This window comes from uncultured Caulobacter sp., assembly GCF_947036865.1.
Lineage (GTDB): Bacteria > Pseudomonadota > Alphaproteobacteria > Caulobacterales > Caulobacteraceae > Caulobacter.
In genome coordinates, this window is the sequence record NZ_CAMQSF010000002.1 from 208,978 (window position 1) to 228,099 (window position 19,122).

14 protein-coding genes are annotated in these 19,122 nt (G+C 69.0%); 7 read left to right on the forward strand and 7 right to left on the reverse strand.

Annotated features, from left to right (window positions below; all coding sequences use genetic code 11):
* The first annotated feature begins 21 nt into the window (after positions 1–21).
* Positions 22–930, forward strand: coding sequence for a LysR family transcriptional regulator (locus Q0V34_RS03065; protein WP_297507525.1), 909 nt, complete (start codon positions 22–24; stop codon positions 928–930).
* Positions 931–938: 8 nt separating this feature from the next.
* Here the strand turns inward: Q0V34_RS03065 and Q0V34_RS03070 are convergent, their stop codons facing one another.
* Positions 939–1,742 carry an undecaprenyl-diphosphate phosphatase gene (locus Q0V34_RS03070; RefSeq protein ID WP_297507527.1) on the reverse strand — a complete coding sequence of 268 codons (804 nt, stop codon included), beginning with the start codon at positions 1,740–1,742 and terminating at the stop codon, positions 939–941.
* A gap of 227 nt (positions 1,743–1,969) precedes the next feature.
* Between Q0V34_RS03070 and Q0V34_RS03075 the strand changes: the two genes are divergently transcribed.
* Complete coding sequence (locus Q0V34_RS03075; protein WP_297507531.1) at positions 1,970–3,418, forward strand: NAD(P)-dependent oxidoreductase; 1,449 nt, start codon at positions 1,970–1,972, stop codon at positions 3,416–3,418.
* A gap of 127 nt (positions 3,419–3,545) precedes the next feature.
* A complete protein-coding gene (gene gltB, locus Q0V34_RS03080; protein ID WP_297507534.1) occupies positions 3,546–8,072 on the forward strand; it encodes a glutamate synthase large subunit in 4,527 nt (1,508 codons plus the stop codon).
* A 74-nt stretch (positions 8,073–8,146) separates the two neighbouring features.
* On the opposite strand, the gene Q0V34_RS03085 is transcribed toward gltB, so the two are convergent.
* Positions 8,147–8,578 (reverse strand): PaaI family thioesterase, encoded by a 432-nt coding sequence (locus Q0V34_RS03085; RefSeq protein ID WP_297507537.1) that lies wholly within the window; start codon positions 8,576–8,578, stop codon positions 8,147–8,149.
* A gap of 92 nt (positions 8,579–8,670) precedes the next feature.
* On the opposite strand from Q0V34_RS03085, the gene Q0V34_RS03090 reads away from it, so the two are divergent.
* Genes Q0V34_RS03090 through Q0V34_RS03100 form a run of 3 tightly spaced genes read left to right on the forward strand, consistent with a single transcriptional unit; the run spans position 8,671 to position 12,831 of the window.
* Entirely contained in the window at positions 8,671–9,393 is a 723-nt protein-coding gene (locus Q0V34_RS03090; protein ID WP_297507540.1) for a hypothetical protein, read from the forward strand.
* Positions 9,394–9,402: 9 nt separating this feature from the next.
* The gene (locus Q0V34_RS03095; protein ID WP_297507543.1) at positions 9,403–11,013 is read left to right on the forward strand and encodes a cisplatin damage response ATP-dependent DNA ligase; all 1,611 of its coding nucleotides are present in this window, start codon (positions 9,403–9,405) and stop codon (positions 11,011–11,013) included.
* Between the two features lie 60 nt (positions 11,014–11,073).
* Positions 11,074–12,831 (forward strand): ATP-binding protein, encoded by a 1,758-nt coding sequence (locus tag Q0V34_RS03100; RefSeq protein WP_297507546.1) that lies wholly within the window; start codon positions 11,074–11,076, stop codon positions 12,829–12,831.
* Here Q0V34_RS03100 and Q0V34_RS03105 read toward each other — a convergent pair whose 3' ends face one another.
* The gene (locus Q0V34_RS03105; RefSeq protein ID WP_297507549.1) at positions 12,832–13,992 is read right to left on the reverse strand and encodes a DegT/DnrJ/EryC1/StrS aminotransferase family protein; all 1,161 of its coding nucleotides are present in this window, start codon (positions 13,990–13,992) and stop codon (positions 12,832–12,834) included.
* Positions 13,993–14,133: 141 nt separating this feature from the next.
* On the opposite strand from Q0V34_RS03105, the gene Q0V34_RS03110 reads away from it, so the two are divergent.
* On the forward strand, positions 14,134–15,123 hold the full coding sequence (locus Q0V34_RS03110; RefSeq protein ID WP_297507552.1) for a mechanosensitive ion channel family protein: 990 nt from the start codon (positions 14,134–14,136) through the stop codon (positions 15,121–15,123).
* Here Q0V34_RS03110 and Q0V34_RS03115 read toward each other — a convergent pair.
* The 4 genes from Q0V34_RS03115 to Q0V34_RS03130 all read right to left on the reverse strand — a co-directional run bounded on the left by Q0V34_RS03115 (position 15,053) and on the right by Q0V34_RS03130 (position 19,075).
* Positions 15,053–16,228 (reverse strand): PLP-dependent aspartate aminotransferase family protein, encoded by a 1,176-nt coding sequence (locus Q0V34_RS03115; protein ID WP_297507555.1) that lies wholly within the window; start codon positions 16,226–16,228, stop codon positions 15,053–15,055. The genes Q0V34_RS03110 and Q0V34_RS03115 overlap by 71 nt on opposite strands.
* 7 nt (positions 16,229–16,235) lie before the next feature.
* Entirely contained in the window at positions 16,236–17,651 is a 1,416-nt protein-coding gene (locus Q0V34_RS03120; RefSeq protein WP_297507558.1) for a cystathionine beta-synthase, read from the reverse strand.
* Between the two features lie 130 nt (positions 17,652–17,781).
* Complete coding sequence (gene fsa, locus Q0V34_RS03125) at positions 17,782–18,435, reverse strand: fructose-6-phosphate aldolase (protein ID WP_297507561.1); 654 nt, start codon at positions 18,433–18,435, stop codon at positions 17,782–17,784.
* Between the two features lie 94 nt (positions 18,436–18,529).
* A complete protein-coding gene (locus Q0V34_RS03130; protein WP_297507564.1) occupies positions 18,530–19,075 on the reverse strand; it encodes an HAD family hydrolase in 546 nt (181 codons plus the stop codon).
* Positions 19,076–19,122 lie beyond the last annotated feature (47 nt).

Consider the following 19,122-nt stretch of genomic DNA (forward strand, 5'->3'; position numbering starts at 1 on the left):
GATCATTTATACATTCGGCGAATGAGTGATCGCCTGCAGGAACTGGCCGTCTTCGCCCGCGTCGCCGACAGCGGCAGCTTCTCGCGCGCCGCGCGCGAGCTGGGCCTGTCGCAGCCCTCGACCTCGCGCATCGTCGGCGAGCTGGAGGCGCGGCTCGGCGTCAAGCTGCTGCTGCGCACCACGCGCCGGGTGACGCCCACCGACGCCGGCCTCGCCTTCCTGGAGCGGGCCAAGCAATTGCTGGCCGACCTGGACGAGGCCGAGCATCTGGCGCGCGGGGTCGACAGTCTGCGGGGCCTGATCCGCATCGTCATGCCGGTGACCTTCGGCCTGCGCGAGGCGATCCCCCGCCTGGCGCCGTTCCTGGAGGCGCATCCTGGCTTGCGGCTGGACATCAACATGGCCGATACGCGCCAGGACCTGGTCGCGGAGGGCGCCGACGTCGCCCTGCGCCTGGGCGACCTGCCCGACTCCAGCTTTGGCGCGCGCAGGCTGGCGACCTTCGACCGGATCGTCGTGGCGGCTCGGACCTATGTCGACCGCCATGGCGCGCCGCGGACGCCGGCGGAGCTGGCCGGCCACGCCTGCGTGATGGGTCCCCATCTGATGGCGCGCTCCCGCTGGGCCTTCACGCGGGACGGCAAGACGGTGTCCGTCCAGCCCGACGAGCGCGTGCGGGTCTCCACCGGCGAGGGCATGATGGCCTGCGTCCGCGCCGGCATGGGCGTGGGCATGACCTCCACCGTCATGTGCGGCGACGAGATCGCGGCCGGGACCCTGGTGCGGCTGCTGGCCGACTACGATCTGCCGACCGTGACGGCCCACGCGGTGTTCCCGGGCGGGCCGAGACCGTCAGCCAAGGTCCGGGCCCTGGTCGACCACCTGGCCCGCTCGTTCGAAGAGGCGCCCATCCCGCCGGCGCCGCGCTGACCTCTCGGTCAGTGGCGCAGGTACAGCACCGCCAGCCCGGCGACGCCGACCGCGATCCGCCACCAGGCGAACGGGGCGAAGCCGCGCTTGCTGACGAAATCCAGCATGTACTTGACGACCACCAGGCCCGACAGGAACGACACGACGAAGCCGATCGCCACGATGCCGACGTGGGCGGTGTCGAGGGCGTCGCGGTTCTTGTAGACGTCCAGGGCGAAGGCCCCGACCATGATCGGAATGGCCATGAAGAAGCTGAACTCGGCCGCCGCGCGTCGCTCGATGCCCAGCAGCATGGAGCCGACGATGGTCGAGCCCGAGCGCGAGACGCCGGGGATCAGCGACAGGCACTGGAACAGGCCGACGATCAGCACCTTGTGCAGCGGCAGGGCCATGGCGTCGTGATCGACGGCGGGCGGCGCCTTGCGGTCGATGGCCAGCAGGATCACCCCGCCGATCAGCAGCGACCAGCAGATGATCAGCGGGCTCTCGAACAGGAATTTCTTGATCACGTCGTGCAGAAGCAGCCCGGCCGCGAAGGCGGGGATCACCGCGATGATTACGCTGAGCGCGAAGCGCCGCGCCTCCGGCCGGGTCGGCAGGCCGATCAGAACCCCCCAGAGCCGTTGGAAATACAGCGCCACCACCGCCAGGATCGCCCCCAGCTGGATCAGGACGATGAAGGTGTCCCACGAGGCGTCCTTCAGGCCCATCAAGCCCTTGGTCAGCAGCAGGTGCCCGGTCGACGAGACCGGAATGAACTCGGTCAGGCCCTCGACCAGACCCAGAAGGATAGCGCTCAACCAATCAGGCATCGTTCGGCTCCCAAACCCCGCCCTGGCGTGCGCCCACGACGGTAAACAGGTCGTAAATCCACAAAATAGACTATTTATGCCGCTTCTTTCGGCGAGCAGGGCCATGGCCGCGCGCAATCTCGGCGAATATTGTCCCTAAAGTAGACGAACACATTCTTCTTGCCCAAAAGAGTCCCTAAGACGCCGTCGAAAGCAATTTTCTCCCTCTGGAGACAAAGGGACGTCGCATGGCCGAGCGCATGCTGAAATTCACGACGGTGAGCCGCAAGACGCCCGAGAAGCGCGCGGCCGCCGAGCGGTCCGGCGATTTCCACGAGATCTACGCCGACTTCATCGACGCCAAGGCCAGCGAACAGGCCTCGCGCTGCTCGCAGTGCGGCGTGCCGTTCTGCCAGACCCACTGTCCGCTGCATAACAACATCCCCGACTGGCTGCGGATGACGGCCGAGGGCCGGCTGGAGGAAGCCTACGCCCTGTCGCAGGCGACCAATACGATGCCGGAGGTCTGCGGCAGGATCTGCCCTCAGGACCGGCTGTGCGAAGGCAATTGCGTCATAGAGCAGTCGGGTCACGGCACCGTGACGATCGGCTCGGTCGAGCGCTACCTGACCGACAAGGCCTGGGAGATGGGCTGGGTGAAGCCGCTGGTCGCGGGTCCGGCGCGCGGCCAGTCGGTCGGCGTGATCGGCGCTGGCCCCGCCGGCCTGGCCGCCGCCGAGCGGCTGCGTGAGGCCGGCTACGACGTCACGGTCTATGACCGACACGACCGGGCCGGCGGCCTGCTGATCTACGGCATCCCCGGCTTCAAGCTGGAAAAGGACGTCGTCGAGCGCCGCACGACGCGCCTGGCCGAGGGCGGCGTCGTCTTCAAGCTGGGCTTCGAGGTCGGCAAGGACGCCACGCTGGAGGACCTGCGCCAAAAGCACGACGCGGTGCTGATCGCGGTCGGCGTCTACGCCGCGCGCGACCTGACCGCCCCGGGCGCGGGCAGCAAGGGCGTGGTTCCGGCCCTCGACTATCTGATCGCCTCGAACCGCCTGTCGCTGGGCGACAGCGTTCCGGCCTTCGAGTCCGGCGAGCTGAACGCCGAGGGCAAGGACGTGGTGGTGGTCGGCGGCGGCGACACCGCCATGGACTGCGTGCGCACGGCCGTGCGCCAGGGCGCGCGGTCGGTCACCTGCCTCTATCGCCGCGACAAGGCCAACATGCCGGGCTCGATGCGCGAGGTCGCCAACGCCGAGGAGGAAGGCGTGACCTTCGAATGGCTGGCCGCCCCGCGCGCGCTCTCCGGCGAGGCCGACGCCGTCAAGGGAGTCCGGGCCATCCGCATGCGCCTGGGCGCCCCCGACGCCTCGGGCCGCCAGAGCCCCGAGGAAATCCCCGGCGGCGATTTCGATCGTCCGGCGCAATTGGTGGTCAAGGCGCTGGGCTTCGAGCCGGAGAACCTGCCGGAGGCCTGGTCGGCGCCCGACCTGAAGGTCACGCGCTGGGGCACGGTCAAGGCCGACGTCCGCGACCAGATGACCAATCTCGACGGCGTGTTCGCCGCCGGCGACATCGTCCGCGGCGCCTCGCTGGTGGTCTGGGCGATCAAGGACGGCCGCGACGCCGCCGACGCCATTGATCGTTACCTTCGGGCCAAGGCCGGCGCGCCCGCGCTGATCGCGGCGGAATAGTCACGGCGACCGATTTCCTCGTCCTTCGACAGGCTCAGGATGAGGAAATCGGACTGACGCTTAAGTAGTCCTCATGCTGAGCTTGTCGAAGCACGAGGACGGACCAAGACCCTTCTCGGAGGCCACCATGGCCCAAGACCTCGACCTTTATCTGAAGAACCGCCAGGCCCTGATCGACGGCCATGCCTACGACCCGTCGACCGAGCGCGACGCTTGCGGCGTCGGCCTGGTCTGCGCCATCGACGGCCAGCCGCGTCGCGAGGTGGTGGAACTGGCGATCAAGGCCCTGAAGGCGCTTTGGCACCGGGGCGCGGTCGACGCCGACGGCAAGACCGGCGACGGGGCCGGGGTGCTCGTCTCGGTCCCGCAGGACTTCTTCGTCGACCAGGTGCGGCGCACCGGCCACGCCCTGCGCGCCGGCCCGATCGCGGTCGGCCAGGTCTTCCTGCCGCGCACGGACCTCGGCGCCCAGGAGGCCTGCCGCACGATCGTCGAGGCCGAGGCCCTGCGGTTCGGCTTCTATATCTATGGCTGGCGCCAGGTGCCGGTCGACACCTCGGTGATCGGCGAGAAGGCCAACGCCACCCGGCCCGAGATCGAGCAGATCATGCTGGCCCCGCCGGCCGGCCTGGAGGGCGAGGCTCTGGAGCGGGCGCTGTTCCTGTGCCGCAAGCGCATCGAAAAGCGCGTGCATGGCCAGAACATCAGCGACTTCTACATCTGCTCGTTCTCAGCCAAGTCCTTGATCTACAAGGGTATGTTCCTGGCCGAGCATATCGACGAGTTCTATCCCGACCTGAAGGACGAGCGCTTCGCCGCGGCCGTGGCGATCTTCCACCAGCGCTATTCGACCAACACCTTCCCGCAGTGGCGCCTGGCCCAGCCGTTCCGGATGCTGGCCCACAACGGCGAGATCAACACGATCAAGGGCAACATCAACTGGATGAAGTCCCACGAGATCAAGATGGCCGCCCAGGCCTTCGGCGAGTTCGGGGACGACGTGAAGCCGGTGATCCAGCCCGGCGGCTCGGACAGCGCCAATCTCGACAACACCTTCGAGGTTCTGGTCCGCGCCGGCCGCGACGCGCCGATGGCCAAGGCCCTGCTGGTCCCGGAAGCCGCCAATCCGAAGATGAAGGACGCCCACAAGGCGCTCTATTCCTACTGCAACGCGGTGATGGAGCCGTGGGACGGTCCGGCCGCCCTGTGCGCCACCGACGGCCGCTGGGTCGTGGCCGGCAAGGACCGCTCGGGCCTGAGGCCGCTGCGCGTGGCCTATACCGACGACGGCCTCGTCATCATGGGCTCGGAAGCCGGCATGTGCGGCGTCGAGGAGGCGCGCATCACCCGCAAGCTGGCCATCTCGCCGGGCCGGATGATCGCCATCGACCTGGCCGAGGGCCGCCTCTATGGCGAAGAGGAGATCATCGACGAGCTGGCCACCCGCCACCCCTATACCGAGTGGCTGGGCAACATGGTCGATCTCGAAAAGGAGATCGGGCCCGGTCCCGAGCCGCGCAAGTACGGCCGCGAGGAACTGACCCGCCGCCAGGCCGCCGCCGGCTACAGCCTGGAAGACCTGGAGATGATCCTCGCCCCCATGGTCGAGGAGGGCAAGGAAGCCGTCGGCTCGATGGGCGACGACACCCCGCTGGCGGTGCTGTCGGAGAAGTACCGTCCGCTCAGCCACTACTTCCGCCAGAACTTCAGCCAGGTGACCAACCCGCCGATCGACCCGCTGCGGGAGACCGGCGTCATGAGCCTGAAGACCCGGTTCAAGAACCTCGGCAACATCCTGGCCCAGGACGCCGCGCAAGCGGATGTGTACGTGCTGGAAAGCCCGGTGCTGACCACCGGCATGTACGAGCGCATCCACGGCCTCTTGGGCGAGAAGAACGTCGCGGTCATCGACTGCACCATGCCGCTGCCGGCCGAGGAGGCCCGCGCCGGCGACGCTCTGCGCGCCAATCTCGACCGCATCCGCGCCGAGGCCGAGGACGCGGTGCTGCGCGGCTGCGGCGCGATCGTGCTGACCGACGAGGCCAGCGACGAGAGCCGCGTCGCCCTGCCGATGATCCTGGCCACCGGCGGCGTCCACGCCCACCTGGTCGCCAAGGGCCTGCGCAGCTACGTCTCGATCATCGTCCGCTCGGCCGAGTGCCTGGACACCCATTACTTCGCGGTGCTGGTCGGGGTCGGGGCCACGGCGGTCAACGCCTATCTGGCCCAGGAGAGCTTCCAGGACCGCCTTGAGCGCGGCCTCGCCGGCGACAAGACGCTGCGCGACGTCTGCATCAACTTCAAGACGGCCATCGAGGGCGGGCTGCTGAAGATCATCTCGAAGATGGGGATCAGCGTCATCAGCTCGTACCGCGGCGGCTACAATTTCGAGGCCGTCGGCCTGTCGCGGGCGCTGGCCGCCGAGTTCTTCCCCGGCATGCCGTCGCGCATCTCGGGCATCGGCCTGGCCGGCATCGAGAGCAAGACGGTCGAGCTGCACCGCAAGGCCTGGGGAACGCCCGCCGTCACCCTGCCGGTCGGCGGCCTCTACAAGGCTCGCCGCTCGGGCGAGGCCCACGCCTTCGAGGCGCGGCTGATGCACACCCTGCAGACGGCCTGCGACACCGGCGACTACGAGCTCTATCGCCGCTGGTCCAACGGCCTGCGCACGCAGAAGCCGATCCAGCTGCGCGACCTTCTGGACTGGCGCTCGGACCGCAACCCGATCTCGACCGACGACGTCGAGAGCGTCAACGAGATCCGCAAGCGCTTCGTCACGCCCGGCATGAGTCTGGGGGCGCTCAGCCCCGAGGCCCACGGCGCCCTGAACATCGCCATGAACCGCATCGGCGCCCGCTCGGTCTCCGGCGAGGGCGGCGAGGACAGCGCGCGCTACAAGCCGCTGCCGAACGGCGACAATCCCAACAGCGCCATCAAGCAGGTGGCCTCGGGCCGCTTCGGCGTCACCGCCGAATATCTGAACCAGTGCGTCGAGCTGGAGATCAAGGTCGCTCAGGGCGCCAAGCCCGGCGAGGGCGGCCAACTGCCCGGCTTCAAGGTCACCGAGATGATCGCCCGCCTGCGTCACTCCACCCCTGGCGTGATGCTGATCAGCCCGCCGCCGCACCACGACATCTATTCGATCGAGGACCTGGCCCAGCTCATCTATGACCTGAAGCAGATCAACCCGATCGCCCGCGTCACGGTGAAGCTGGTGGCCGCCACCGGCATCGGCGCGATCGCGGCGGGCGTCGCCAAGGCCAAGGCCGACGTCATCCTGGTCGCCGGCGGCGTCGGCGGCACCGGCGCCTCGCCCCAGACCTCGGTGAAGTACGCCGGCGGTCCGTGGGAGATGGGCCTGTCGGAAGCCAACCAGGTGCTGACCCTGAACAACCTGCGCCACTCGGTGGTGCTGCGGGCCGACGGCGGCATGCGCACGGGCCGCGACATCGTCATCGCCGCCATGATGGGCGCCGAGGAGTTCGGCATCGGCACCGCCTCTCTGGTGGCGATGGGCTGCATCATGGTCCGCCAGTGCCACTCCAATACCTGCCCCGTCGGCGTCTGCACCCAGGACGAAGCCCTGCGCGCCAAGTTCACCGGCACGCCCGACAAGGTCATCAACCTCTTCACCTTCATCGCCGAAGAGGTGCGCGAGATCCTGGCGGGCCTGGGCTTCAAGAGCCTTCAGGAAATCGTCGGCCGCACCGACCTCCTGGCCCAGGTCAGCCGCGGCGGCGAGCACCTCGACGACCTTGATTTGAACCCGCTGCTGGTCCGCGCCGACCCGGGCGCGAACAAGCCCTATTGCACGGTGGAGGGCCGCAACGCGGTGCCGGACACGCTGGACGCCCAGATCGTCCGCGACGCCGCCCCGCTGCTGGAGCGCGGCGAGAAGATGCAGCTGACCTATACGGTCCGCAGCACCGCCCGCACCATCGGCACGCGCACTTCCAGCCACATCGTCCGCAAGTTCGGCATGAAGGGCCTGCCCTCGGGCCACCTGACGGTCCAGCTGAAGGGCTCGGCCGGCCAGAGCCTGGGCGCCTTCGCGGTCCAGGGCCTGCGCATCGAGCTGACCGGCGAGGCCAACGACTATGTCGGCAAGGGCCTGTCGGGCGCGACGATCGTGATCAAGCCCGCGCGCGGCCTCGCCGCCCCGGAGACCAACACCCTGATCGGCAACACGGTGCTGTTCGGGGCCACCTCGGGCCGGCTGTTCGCGGCGGGCCAGGCGGGCGAGCGCTTCGCGGTCCGCAACTCGGGCGCCACGACGGTGGTCGAGGGCTGCGGGGCCAATGGCTGCGAGTACATGACCGGCGGCCAGGTGGTGATCCTGGGCCCGACGGGCGGCAACTTCGGGGCCGGCATGACCGGCGGCATGGCCTTCGTGCTCGACCAGCACGACCGGTTCCTGGACAACATCAACCCCGACAGCATCGTGGTCCAGCGCCTGGCCTCGCCCTACTGGGAAGGGGTTCTGCGCGCGCTGATCGCCGAGCACGCCCGCGAGACGGACTCGGCCTTCGCCGAATCCCTGCTGCGGGATTGGGATCGCTTCCGCGATCAGTTCTGGCAGGTCTGCCCCAAGGAGATGATCAGTCGTCTGCCCCAGCCCCTGGCGGCGGAGGCGGCGGTCGGCGCGCGGGCTTGATCCGCGCGAATATTCGGGCGGCTTAATGGGAAACCTCACCCCGAGCCTGTCAGAGGGCGAGGTTTCCCGCCCCCTTAAGCCGCCGCCTTCGCCTCCAAGAGCTTGAAGGTGGCGCGCGCCCGCGCCACCGGCTCCCCGTCGGCGCGCACGGTGGCCTCGGTGAAGCAGATCGACCGGCCCAGCTTGGCGAAGTCGGTGTCGAACTCCAGCCATTGTCCCAGCTTGGCGCTGCCCAGATAGTCGAGGGTCAGCGAGACGGTGACGAGCCCGCCGGCCGGCTGCCGCGCGGCCGCGAGCCGGACGCCCAGGGACAGGCCCATGGCGTTGTCGGCCAGGGCGGCGAGGAATCCGCCGTGCGGCATGCCGCGCGAATTGCAGTGCGCCTCGCGCACCCGCACCCCCAGCACCAGCCTATCGGCGGTCTGACGGGCATAGAGCGGCTCCCAGGGTTCGGTGACCGGGCTCTTGCGAAGATGCGGGGCGAAGCCCTCGGGGATGTGGTCCATCGGCGCGCCTTCGATCTCGATTCAAACAACTGTTTTAATCTAGCACCGTCCGCCCCCTTGCGCGAGGGGCGGCGAACCTGCGCTATGGCGCCATGGCCAAGCGCGGCGATCGTCAGAAGCTGGACGCGGACAAGGTGGTCGAGACGCTCGACGGCCTCTATGCCCGCGTGGCCGCGCGCTTTCCCGCCTCGGGCCTGGCGATGGTGTGCGCGCGCCTGGCCGACACGGCGCGCCGGACCGCGGCCCGGGCCCGGCGGCTCGCCCGGCCCTATCTCTTTCTTCGGTTGCTGGTCGGCGTGATCGTCCTCGTCGGCGTCGGGCTGGAGGCGATGCTGGCCTGGCGGCTGGACTGGAGCGCGGTGCTGCGCGCCCGGGAAGGGTTCGGCCTGGCCCAGGGCCTGGAGTCGGCGGCGAACCTTGCCTTGCTGTCGGGCGCGGCCGCCTGGTTCCTGGCGTCCCTGGAGCGGCGCTGGAAGCAGCAGCGAGTCCAGAAGGCGCTGCATGAACTGCGCTCGTTCTGCCATGTCATCGACATGCACCAGCTGACCAAGGATCCGACGGTGCTGCTGGGTCCCGCGACGGCGGCGTCGCCCAAGCGCGAGATGACCACCTTTCAGCTCTCCCGCTATCTCGACTACTGCGCCGAGATGCTGGCCCTGACCGCCAAGCTGGCCGCCCTCTACGCCGGCGAGAGCGACGATCCCGTCATCATCTCGGCGGTCAACGACATCGAGACCCTGGCCTCGGACCTGGGCCGCAAGATCTGGCAGAAGATCATGATCCTGGGCCAGCTGGACGAAGCTCGGGCCAGCTAGCCGCGTTCCATGTCCATGCGCGCCTTCGCTCACCTGCTCGACCGGCTGTCCCTGACCAGCTCGCGCAACGCCAAGCTGACCCTGATCGAGGACCATCTGCGGCAGACGCCCGATCCCGATCGCGGCTACGCCCTGGCGGCCCTGACCGGCGCGCTGTCGTTCAACGCCGCCAAGCCGGCCTTCATCCGCAAGGCGGTCGAGGCGCGCATGGACGCCCAGCTGTTCGCCTGGTCCTACGACTATGTCGGGGACCTGGCCGAGACGGTCGCCCTGGTCTGGCCGGCCCAGCCCGGCGCCAATAGACCGCCGGAGCTCTCCGAGGTGATCGAGGCCCTGCACTCGGCCTCGCGGGCCGAGGTGCAGCGATTGATCGAAGGCTGGCTGGACGCCCTCGATCCCGACGGCCGCTGGGCGCTGTTGAAGCTGATGACGGGCGGCCTGCGGGTCGGCGTCTCCTCGCGGCTGGCCAAGCAGGCCTGCGCCAACTTCGGCCAGGTCGAGATCGGCGAGATCGAGGAGGTCTGGCACGCCATGGCGCCGCCCTATGGCGACCTCTTCGCCTGGCTGGAGGGGCGTTCGGAGCGCCCATCGCCCGACGCGCCGGGGCGCTTCCGGCCGGTGATGCTGGCCCAGCCGATCGACGAGGCGGTCGACTTCGCCAAGCTGGACCCGTCCGACTATCTGGCCGAATGGAAGTGGGACGGCATCCGCGTCCAGGCGGTCAGCGAGCGCGGCGAGCGCCGGCTCTATACCCGCACCGGCGACGACATCTCGGCGAGCTTCCCCGACGTGGTCGAGGCGCTGGACTTCGAGGGCGCGATCGACGGCGAGCTGCTGGTGCTGCGCGACGGGGCGCTGGCCCCGTTCGGCGACCTGCAGCAGCGCCTGAACCGCAAGACCGTCGATGGCAAGCAGCTGGCCAATTTCCCCGCCGGGATCCGCGCCTATGACCTGCTGCTCGACGGCGAGACCGACCTGCGCGGCCTGCCGTTCGTCGAGCGCCGCGCGCGGCTGGAAGCCTTTGTCGGCCGCCTGAAGACCCGGCGGATCGACCTGTCGCCCCTGCAACCCTTCGGGACCTGGGCCGAGCTGGCGGCGCTGCGCCTCGATCCGCCCGAGGGCGACGCGCGGCTTTCCGAGGGCCTGATGCTCAAGCGCCGCGACAGCGTGTACGAGCCGGGCCGCCCCAAGGGGCCCTGGTTCAAGTGGAAGCGCGATCCGCACCTGATCGACGCGGTGCTGATGTACGCCCAGCGCGGCCACGGCAAGCGCTCGAGCTTCTATTCCGACTACACCTTCGGCGTCTGGCGCGAGGACGAGGAGGGCCGCCGCGCCCTGACCCCGGTCGGCAAGGCCTATTTCGGCTTCACCGACGAGGAGTTGAAACAGATCGACAAGTTCGTGCGCGACCACACGATCGAGCGGTTCGGCCCGGTGCGCTCGGTGCGCGCCGATCTGGAGTTCGGCCTGGTGTTCGAGGTCGCGTTCGAGGGGCTGCAGCGCTCGACCCGGCACAAGTCGGGGGTGGCCATGCGCTTCCCGCGCATCAATCGAATCCGCTGGGACAAGCCGGCGCGCGAGGCCGACGAACTCAAAACGCTGGAAGCCATGCTGGACTAGGGCCGGCGTTTACCTCGCGTTTTCCATACCGGCCTAGGCACGGTCGCGAGGAGTATTCCCATGTCTCCCTTCCTTGCGTCCTTGCTGCCGCATCTGCGCCGCAACGCCCATGAGCGCCATCGCCAGATCTATTCGCGCGTCGGCCTGACGGCGTTGCTCAGCTGGGCGCTGGCCCAGATCGGGCGCATCGATCTGATCCCCTACTGGCTCGCGGCCAGCCTGTCGGTCCAGGTGTTCGAATTTCTCGCCGTCCGCCCGTTCGCCCAGGACCGCGTACCGCAACGCCATCCTCAGGCGCGCGTCATCCTGATGCTGGCGGCGATGATCGCCATGGCGGTGGTCCACGCGGGCGGGGTGCTGATCCTGTGGGCGAGCGGTCAGCCGACGCTGATGGCCTTGAGCCTGATGGTTCTGGTGGGCGGGGCCCTGAACAATGTCGCCTCCGGGGTGGACAGCCGTCCGCTGTTCTATCTCGGGGTCACGCCCTATGCGTTGAGCATGGCGGCGACGCCGTTCCTGATCTGGCGCGCGCCGCACCAGCAGGTGGCCTTGCTGACGGTGGCCGTCGTGTTCTTCCTGCTGGCCCTCCATACGATCTGGTCGCGGATGTACCGTAACCGCCGAGCGCTGGTCCACGCGCGGGAAGAGGCCGATCGCCGGCGCGTGGAGACCGAGGAAGCGCTGTCCGAGCGGACGGCCATGGCCGCGATCGTCAGCCACGAACTGCGAACGCCGCTGTCGGCGATCCTGGCGGGCGCGCACCTGATCCGCGGCGGGACCGCGCCGGACCAGACCCGCGCCACCGCCGACCTGATCGTCGACGCCGGCCAGCTGATGACCGGCCTCCTGACGGACATGCTGGACCAGGCCAAGATCGAGGCGCGCGCCATGGGCCTGGAGGAGCGCGATTTCGACCTGCTGGGCGCGGTCCGCGACGCCGCCCGCTTCTGGAGCGCCCACGCGCGCGCCAAGGGCCTGACCCTGATCGCGCCGCCGCAGGACCAGGCGTCCGTCTGGGTGCGGGGCGATCCCTTCCGGCTGCGGCAGATCCTCAACAACCTGCTCTCCAACGCGGTGAAGTTCACCGAGGCGGGCGCGATCGCGCTTCGCGTGGCCGTCGAACCGACGGGAGACGACCGCGCCCGCGCGATCATCGAGGTCCAGGACAACGGTCCCGGCATCGCCGCAGACGCGATGCAGCGCCTGTTCACGCCCTATGCCCAGGCGTCCCAGGAGACGGCGCGGACCTATGGCGGCACCGGCCTCGGCCTGGCGGTCAGCCGTCAGTTGGCGCGTCTGATGAACGGAGAGCTGGACGCGCGGGCCGCGCCCGAACGCGGCGCGATCTTCCAGCTGACGCTCGATCTGCCGCTGGGTCGCGAGCAGGACATCGTCCGCGCGCCGCCGGCGCAGGCCAGCGCCGCCCCGAACCTGAAAGCGCTCAAGGTTCTGGCCGTGGACGATCACGAGGTGAATCGGCGGACCCTGGCCTTGGCCCTGGAGCCGCTGGGCGTGTCCTTGACCACGGCTCCCGACGGTCTGGAAGCGCTGAAGGCCCTGGCCCGCGATCCGTTCGACGTCGTCTTGATGGACGTCAACATGCCGGGCCTAGACGGGCGCGAGGCGACCCGGCGTCTGCGCGCCGGCCAGGGTCTCAACCACGACACCCCCGTGATCGGCTTCAGCGCCGGCGTGGCGGACCATGAGGTCGAGGCCTGTCACGCGGCGGGCATGACCGACTGGATCGCCAAGCCCCTGGACATCCGCGCCCTCTACGCCGCCCTGGACCGGGCCCAAACTCGCGCCGCCGAGGCCTGATCAGCCGTTGAAGCCGCGGATGGCGTCGATGATCGTCGCCTGGTCCGTTTCGGACAGATAGGGGTGCATCGGCAGGGCCAGCACGGTCCTGGCCTTGGCCTCGGTGACGGGCAGGCCCTCCGGCCCGCGCGGGAAATGGGCGTAGGGGGCCTGAACGTGCATCGGGACCGGATAATAGACCGCGGTCGGGATCCCCAGCGTCTTCAGATGGGCGGCCAGGCCGTCGCGGTTCTGGTGCTCGATCACGTACTGGGCCCAGACCGAGACGCCGCCGGCGATCACGGTCGGGGTCGAGATCACCGCGCCCTTAAGACCCTCGGCGTAGCGATTGGCCACGACCTGACGCAGGTCGATCTCCTCGGCGAAGATCGCCAGCTTCTCCAGCAGGATCGCCGCCTGGATCGTGTCGAGGCGCGAGTTCATGCCGATGCGGGTGTTCAGGTATTTGGGATCGTGGTCGAAGGTCTTGCCGTCGAGGTCCGGCCCGACCGCCTTGCCGTGCACGCGGTAGCTGTCCATCAGGTCCCAGAGGGTCTGGTCATTGGTCAGCACCGCCCCGCCGTCGCCATAGGCCCCCAGCGGCTTGGCCGGGAAGAAGCTGGTGGTGGCCACGTCGGCCCAATGCAGAGGATGGCGGCCGTTCAGGGTGCAGCCGAAGCCCTGGGCGCTGTCGGCGATCAGCTTCAGGCCCTCGCGGTCGCAGATGGCGCGGATGGCCGGATAGTCGGCGGGCTGGCCGAACAGGTCGACGGCGATGACGACCTTGGGCGTCAGCTTGCCCTCGGCCTTCACGGCGGCGATGGCGGCTTCCAGCTTGGCCGGGTCGAGATTGTAGGTGTCGGGCAGCACGTCGACGAACACCGGCGTGGCCTCTACCCACGGCACGACCTCCGGCGTCGCGGCGAAGGTGAACGAGGGACAGAACACCGCGTCGCCTGGCCCGACGCCCCAGGCCATCAGCGGCAGGGCGATGGCGTCGGTGCCGTTGGCGCAGGACAGCGCCAGCTTGGCCTGGCCGAAGTCCGCCAGTCTCGCCTCGAACTCGCGGACCTGCGGCCCCATCACATAGGCGCCGCTGTCCAGCACCTTGGCGATCGCCGCGTCGATCTTGTCGCGGATTCGGCGCTGCTGCGCGGCGAGGTCGATGAAGGGCATGCTCATGGCGGCGGCTCTTAGAGGCCGATCACGACCATTTCGAGCCAATTGATGTAACCGACTGTTTCCCGCCGCGCGCGACAAAGCGGAACCCCGGCCGACTCGCATCGTTGACCGACCGGCGCGGGGGCGCCTATCGAGAACGCCATGCAGACCAAGCCCAGCGTCATTCCGAACAACGCCTCGCTCCCGTCCCTGGCCAATGTCCGGGCCGACGAGAGCATGTTCGGCCACTTCCTCGATTGGCTGGGGCGGCTGGCGGTGAATCTGGTGGTCGCCACCCTCATCCTGCTGGTGACCTTCTGGGCCGCGGGCCTGGCCGCGCGGTTCATGCGGCGAACGCTCAGCCGGGTGCACCGGAACAATCCCGACGCGACGCTGGAGAGCTTCAGCGCCTCCCTGGCGCGCTACGCCGTCATCGCCGTCGGTCTCGTCGCCGTGCTGCAGCAGCTGGGCGTGCAGGCGACCTCGATCATCGCGGTGCTGGGCGCCGCGTCGCTGGCCATCGGCCTGGCCCTGCAAGGCGCCCTGTCGAACGTGGCGGCCGGCGTGATGATCCTGCTGTTCCGGCCCTATCGCGTCGGCGACGTGATCGAGACCTCGACCCGCCAGGGCACGGTGAAGTCGCTGGACCTGCTGTTCACCGAGATCGCCACCTTCGACAACGTCAAGGTGATGATCCCCAACAGCAAGGTGTTCGGCGACGTGATCCTGAACTATTCGGCCCACCGCAACCGGCGGGTCGACGTGCTGTTCAAGGTCCCGCTGAAGACCGACCTGGTCGCGGTGCTCAAGCGCCTGCGCGAGCGGGCCGAGAACGACCCCCGCATCCGCCAGGAGCCGGCGCCGATGATCGAGGTCACCGATCTGTCGGAGGTGTTCGCCCAGGCCGCCATCCGCGTCTGGACGGCCGCCCCCGACTTCGGTCCGGTGAAGACCGACCTGATGCTGTCGGCGCACCTGCTGGCCGAGGACCCCGCGCGGACGGACCTGCCGCCGCCTCGCGCGTCGAACGCGCCCGATCCCTCGCCGACCATGCCGGGCGAGGGCGAGCATCATCACCTGCTCAGTCTGATAAAGCCGCGTCGAGGTCGGAAATCAGGTCCCGCGTCGACTCGATCCCCACCGAAAGCCTGACCAGGCCATCGGAAATGCCGAGCGCGGCGCGCTGATCGGCGGGGATCGAGGCGTGGGTCATGATCGCCGGATGCTCGATCAGGCTCTCGACCCCGCCGAGGCTTTCGGCCAGCGTGAACAACCGCGTGCGCTCCAGCATGCGGCGCGCGGGGGCCAGGCCGCCCTTCACCTCGACCGAAATGATCCCGCCGAAGCCGCCTGTCATCTGCCGCGCGGCCAGCGCGTGCTGCGGATGGCTGGGAAGACCCGGATAGATCACGCGTTGGATGGCCGGATGCGCCTCCAGCCAGCGGGCGATCTCCAGGGCGCTGTCGCAGGCCCGCTGCATGCGCAGGGCCAGGGTCTTGACCCCGCGCAGGGCCAGGAAGCTGTCGAACGGGCCCAGCACGCCGCCAACGGCGTTCTGCAGGAACCGCATCTGGTCGACGAGGCCGGCGTTGTCGCCGACCACCGCCACCCCGGCCACCACGTCGGAGTGGCCGTTCAGATACTTGGTCGCCGAGTGCATGACGACGTCGAAGCCCAGCTCCAGCGGGCGCTGGATGTAGGGGCTGGCGAAGGTGTTGTCGGCCACGGTGACCAGGCCGCGCGCCTTGGCCAGCGCCGCGATGCCGGCCAGATCCGCCAGGCGCAGCATCGGGTTGGTCGGGGTCTCCACCCAGATCATCCGCGTCGCCGGGGTGATCGCCGCCGCGACGGCCGCCAGATCGCCCATGTCGACAAAGCTGAAGCTCAGGCCCGCCGAGCGCTTGCGCACCTTGTCGAACAGCCGGAACGAGCCCCCATAGAGGTCGTCGCTGGCGATCACGTGCGCGCCGCTGTCCAGGGTCTCCAGGATCGTCGAGGCCGCCGCCAGCCCGGAGGCGAAGGCGAAGCCCGCCGTTCCGCTCTCCAGGTCGGCGACGCAGCGCTCGAACGCGAAGCGCGTCGGGTTGTGACTACGGCTGTACTCGAAGCCCTTGTGCTCGCCCGGACTTTCCTGGGCGTAGGTCGAGGTGGCGTAGATCGGCACCATCACCGCCCCGGTCGTCGGATCGGGATACTGGCCGCCGTGGATGGTCCGCGTGGCGAAGTCCAGGCGGTTCTTGCCGGGGATGTCGGTCATGGGGGTCCTAGGCGCTCAGGCGCAGGTGGTTGATCAGGTCCACCCGGGTGATGACGCCCAGGAACTCCTCGCCGTCGACCACCAGGGCCACCTCGTCCCGGTCGAAGACCTCGGGCAGGGCGTCGACCGACTGGTGGGCCTGCAAGGTGTTCACCGCGCGGGTCATGGCCTCGCCGACGGGGGTCTTGAAGCGCCCCGCGCGGTGATCATCTTGGCCTTCGACCGCGGCCAGGATGTCGCTTTCGTCGAGAATGCCGATCAGGCGGCCGTGGTCGACCACCGGCAGCTGGCTGATGTCCGACGAGCGCATGCGGTTATAGGCGGTCAGCAGCGTGTCCTCGGGTCCGATGGCGATCACCCCGCCCTCGGCGTAGCGCTTGGCGATCAGGTCGCGCAGGTCGCCGTGCATCTCGCGCCCGTCGAAGCCGTGGGCGGCCAGCCACAGGTCGTTGAACATCTTGGTCAGGTACTTCGAGCCGGTGTCGCAGACGAAGGTGACCACCCGTTTGGGCTCGGTCTGCTCCCGGCAGTATTTCAGGGCCGCCGCCAGCAGGCAGCCGGACGAGGAGCCGGCCAGGATCCCTTCGGTCCGCAGCAGTTCGCGGGCGGTCCCGACGCTCTCGCGATCGCTGATCGAATAGGCCTTGGAGACGAGATCCATCTGGGCGTTGGCCGGGATGAAGTCCTCGCCGATGCCCTCGACGATCCACGAGCCGGCCTCGCCGAAGGTCCCGGTCTCGACATAGTCGCGCAGGATCGAGCCGACCGGATCGGCCAGCACCATCTCCGTCTTCGGCGAGCGCGCCTTCATGTACCGGCCGATGCCGGTCAGGGTGCCGCCGGAGCCGACGCCGACCACGATGGCGTCGATATCGCCGCCCATCTGGGCGAAGATCTCCGGAGCGGTCGTCGTCTCGTGGGCCAGCGGATTGGCCGGGTTCTCGAACTGATTGACGTAGAGCGCGCCCGGGATCGACTGGGCCAGGGTCTGGGCCATGTCCTGGTAGTATTCCGGATGACCCTTGCCGACGTCGCTGCGGGTCAGCCGCACATCAACGCCCATCGCCCGCAGGTGCAGGATCTTCTCCCGCGCCATCTTGTCGGGGACGATCAGGATCAGCTTGTAGCCCTTCAGCGTCGCGACCTGGGCGAGGCCCAGGCCCGTATTGCCGGCGGTCGCCTCGATGATCGTTCCGCCGGGCTTCAGCCGCCCGTCGGCCTCGGCCGCCTCGATCATCGAGCGGGCGACGCGGTCCTTGATGGACCCGCCGGGGTTCTGGTTCTCCAGCTTCAGGAAGAGGCGGCAAGGACCGGTGTCGAGATGCTTGACCTCGACCATCGGCGTGCGGCCGATCAGGTCGAGGGCGGACCCGGACACGCTCGGCAAAGTGATTTCGGGAAACGCGGAATTGGGGTCGTTCATGGCGCAGCTCCGCTGCCGGGTGAAACGATTTCCCCTAGCTAGGCCTGTTTCGCGAACGAAGGGAAGGGGGCGAACCACCCTTAGATGGGGGCGCGGGCGCGAATGCGAAGGCCCGCGCGCCCCTGGCGCCCTACAGGATCGACTGGCCCGTCGAGGCCCAGTCCTTCAGGAACTGCTCGAGGCCCTTGTCGGTCAGCGGGTGCTTGTACAGGTCGACGAACACCGCCGGCGGGATGGTGACCACGTCGGCGCCGACGATCGCGGCCTCCTTGACGTGGCTGGCGTTGCGCACCGAGGCTGCCAGGATCTCGGTCTCGTAGCCGTAGTTGTCGTAGATCGTCCGGATATCGCGGATCAGATCCATGCCGTCGAAGCCGTAGTCGTCCAGGCGGCCGATGAACGGCGAGACGAAGGTCGCCCCGGCCTTGGCGGCCAGCAGGGCCTGGGTCGGCGAGAAGCACAGGGTGACGTTGGTCTTGATCTCCTCGTCGGCGAAGGCGGCGCAGGCGATCAGGCCGTCGCGGGTCAGCGGAATCTTGACCACGACGTTCGGGGCGATGGCGGCCAGCTTCTTGCCCTCGGCGATCATCGCGTCGGCGGTGGTGGCCGCCACCTCGGCGCTGATCGGGCCCGGCACGAGGTCGCAGATCTCGGCGATCACCTCCAGCATCGGCCGGCCCGCCTTGGCGATCAGGGTCGGGTTGGTGGTCACGCCGTCGATCAGGCCGGTCGAGGCCAGGTCGGCGATCACCTTGGTGTCGGTGCTGTCGAGGAAGATCTGCATGGGACTCTTGCGCGATGTCTTATGGGAATGTTGCGGCCCGGTTTATCCCGAGCGCTCCCCCGGCGCCAGCGCTTAGCCGGCCGCCGCGCGGATCCTAGGCCAGCCCCGGCACGCGCGCGCCCAGCACCTGGGCCACGAAGGCGCGCAAGTCGCCGCCCTCGAACAGATAGCCCGCCACCCCCGCCCGGGCCCCGGCCTCGACGTCGATGTCGCGGTCGCCGATGATCACCGCCTCCCCGGGCTGGAGATTCCAGTCGGCCAGGCCGCGCAACACCATGCCGGGATTGGGCTTGCGATCGGGATGGTCGGCGACGCGATAGGCCTCCACCGTCGCGGCTTCGTGGAACGGGCAGTGATAGAAGGCGTCGATACGCCCGCCCAGTTCGGCCAGCTGGTCCTGCATGGCGGCGTGGAACCGCGCCAGCGCCGTCTCGTCGAAATAGCCCCGCCCGACGCCCGACTGGTTGGTGACGACCAGCACCCTCAGGCCGGCCGCGGTCATCGCCGCCACCGCCTCGCGGGCGCCGTCGATCCAGTCGAGCTTGGCCGGATCGTGGACATAGCCGTGGTCGATGTTCAGCACGCCGTCCCGGTCGAGGAACACGGCCTTCAGGGGCGGAAGCTCGGCGGGGGCGGTCATGGCCCGAGCACTAACCCGACCGGCGCCGAAAGGCCATGCCGCCGTCT

Coding starts and splice junctions, on each gene's coding strand:
- Q0V34_RS03065 (WP_297507525.1), top strand. CDS start 22: ATGAGTGATCGCCTGCAGGAACTGGCCGTCTTCGCCCGCGTCGCCGAC.
- Q0V34_RS03070 (WP_297507527.1), bottom strand. CDS start 1,742: ATGCCTGATTGGTTGAGCGCTATCCTTCTGGGTCTGGTCGAGGGCCTG.
- Q0V34_RS03075 (WP_297507531.1), top strand. CDS start 1,970: ATGGCCGAGCGCATGCTGAAATTCACGACGGTGAGCCGCAAGACGCCC.
- gltB (WP_297507534.1), top strand. CDS start 3,546: ATGGCCCAAGACCTCGACCTTTATCTGAAGAACCGCCAGGCCCTGATC.
- Q0V34_RS03085 (WP_297507537.1), bottom strand. CDS start 8,578: ATGGACCACATCCCCGAGGGCTTCGCCCCGCATCTTCGCAAGAGCCCG.
- Q0V34_RS03090 (WP_297507540.1), top strand. CDS start 8,671: ATGGCCAAGCGCGGCGATCGTCAGAAGCTGGACGCGGACAAGGTGGTC.
- Q0V34_RS03095 (WP_297507543.1), top strand. CDS start 9,403: ATGTCCATGCGCGCCTTCGCTCACCTGCTCGACCGGCTGTCCCTGACC.
- Q0V34_RS03100 (WP_297507546.1), top strand. CDS start 11,074: ATGTCTCCCTTCCTTGCGTCCTTGCTGCCGCATCTGCGCCGCAACGCC.
- Q0V34_RS03105 (WP_297507549.1), bottom strand. CDS start 13,992: ATGAGCATGCCCTTCATCGACCTCGCCGCGCAGCAGCGCCGAATCCGC.
- Q0V34_RS03110 (WP_297507552.1), top strand. CDS start 14,134: ATGCAGACCAAGCCCAGCGTCATTCCGAACAACGCCTCGCTCCCGTCC.
- Q0V34_RS03115 (WP_297507555.1), bottom strand. CDS start 16,228: ATGACCGACATCCCCGGCAAGAACCGCCTGGACTTCGCCACGCGGACC.
- Q0V34_RS03120 (WP_297507558.1), bottom strand. CDS start 17,651: ATGAACGACCCCAATTCCGCGTTTCCCGAAATCACTTTGCCGAGCGTG.
- fsa (WP_297507561.1), bottom strand. CDS start 18,435: ATGCAGATCTTCCTCGACAGCACCGACACCAAGGTGATCGCCGACCTG.
- Q0V34_RS03130 (WP_297507564.1), bottom strand. CDS start 19,075: ATGACCGCCCCCGCCGAGCTTCCGCCCCTGAAGGCCGTGTTCCTCGAC.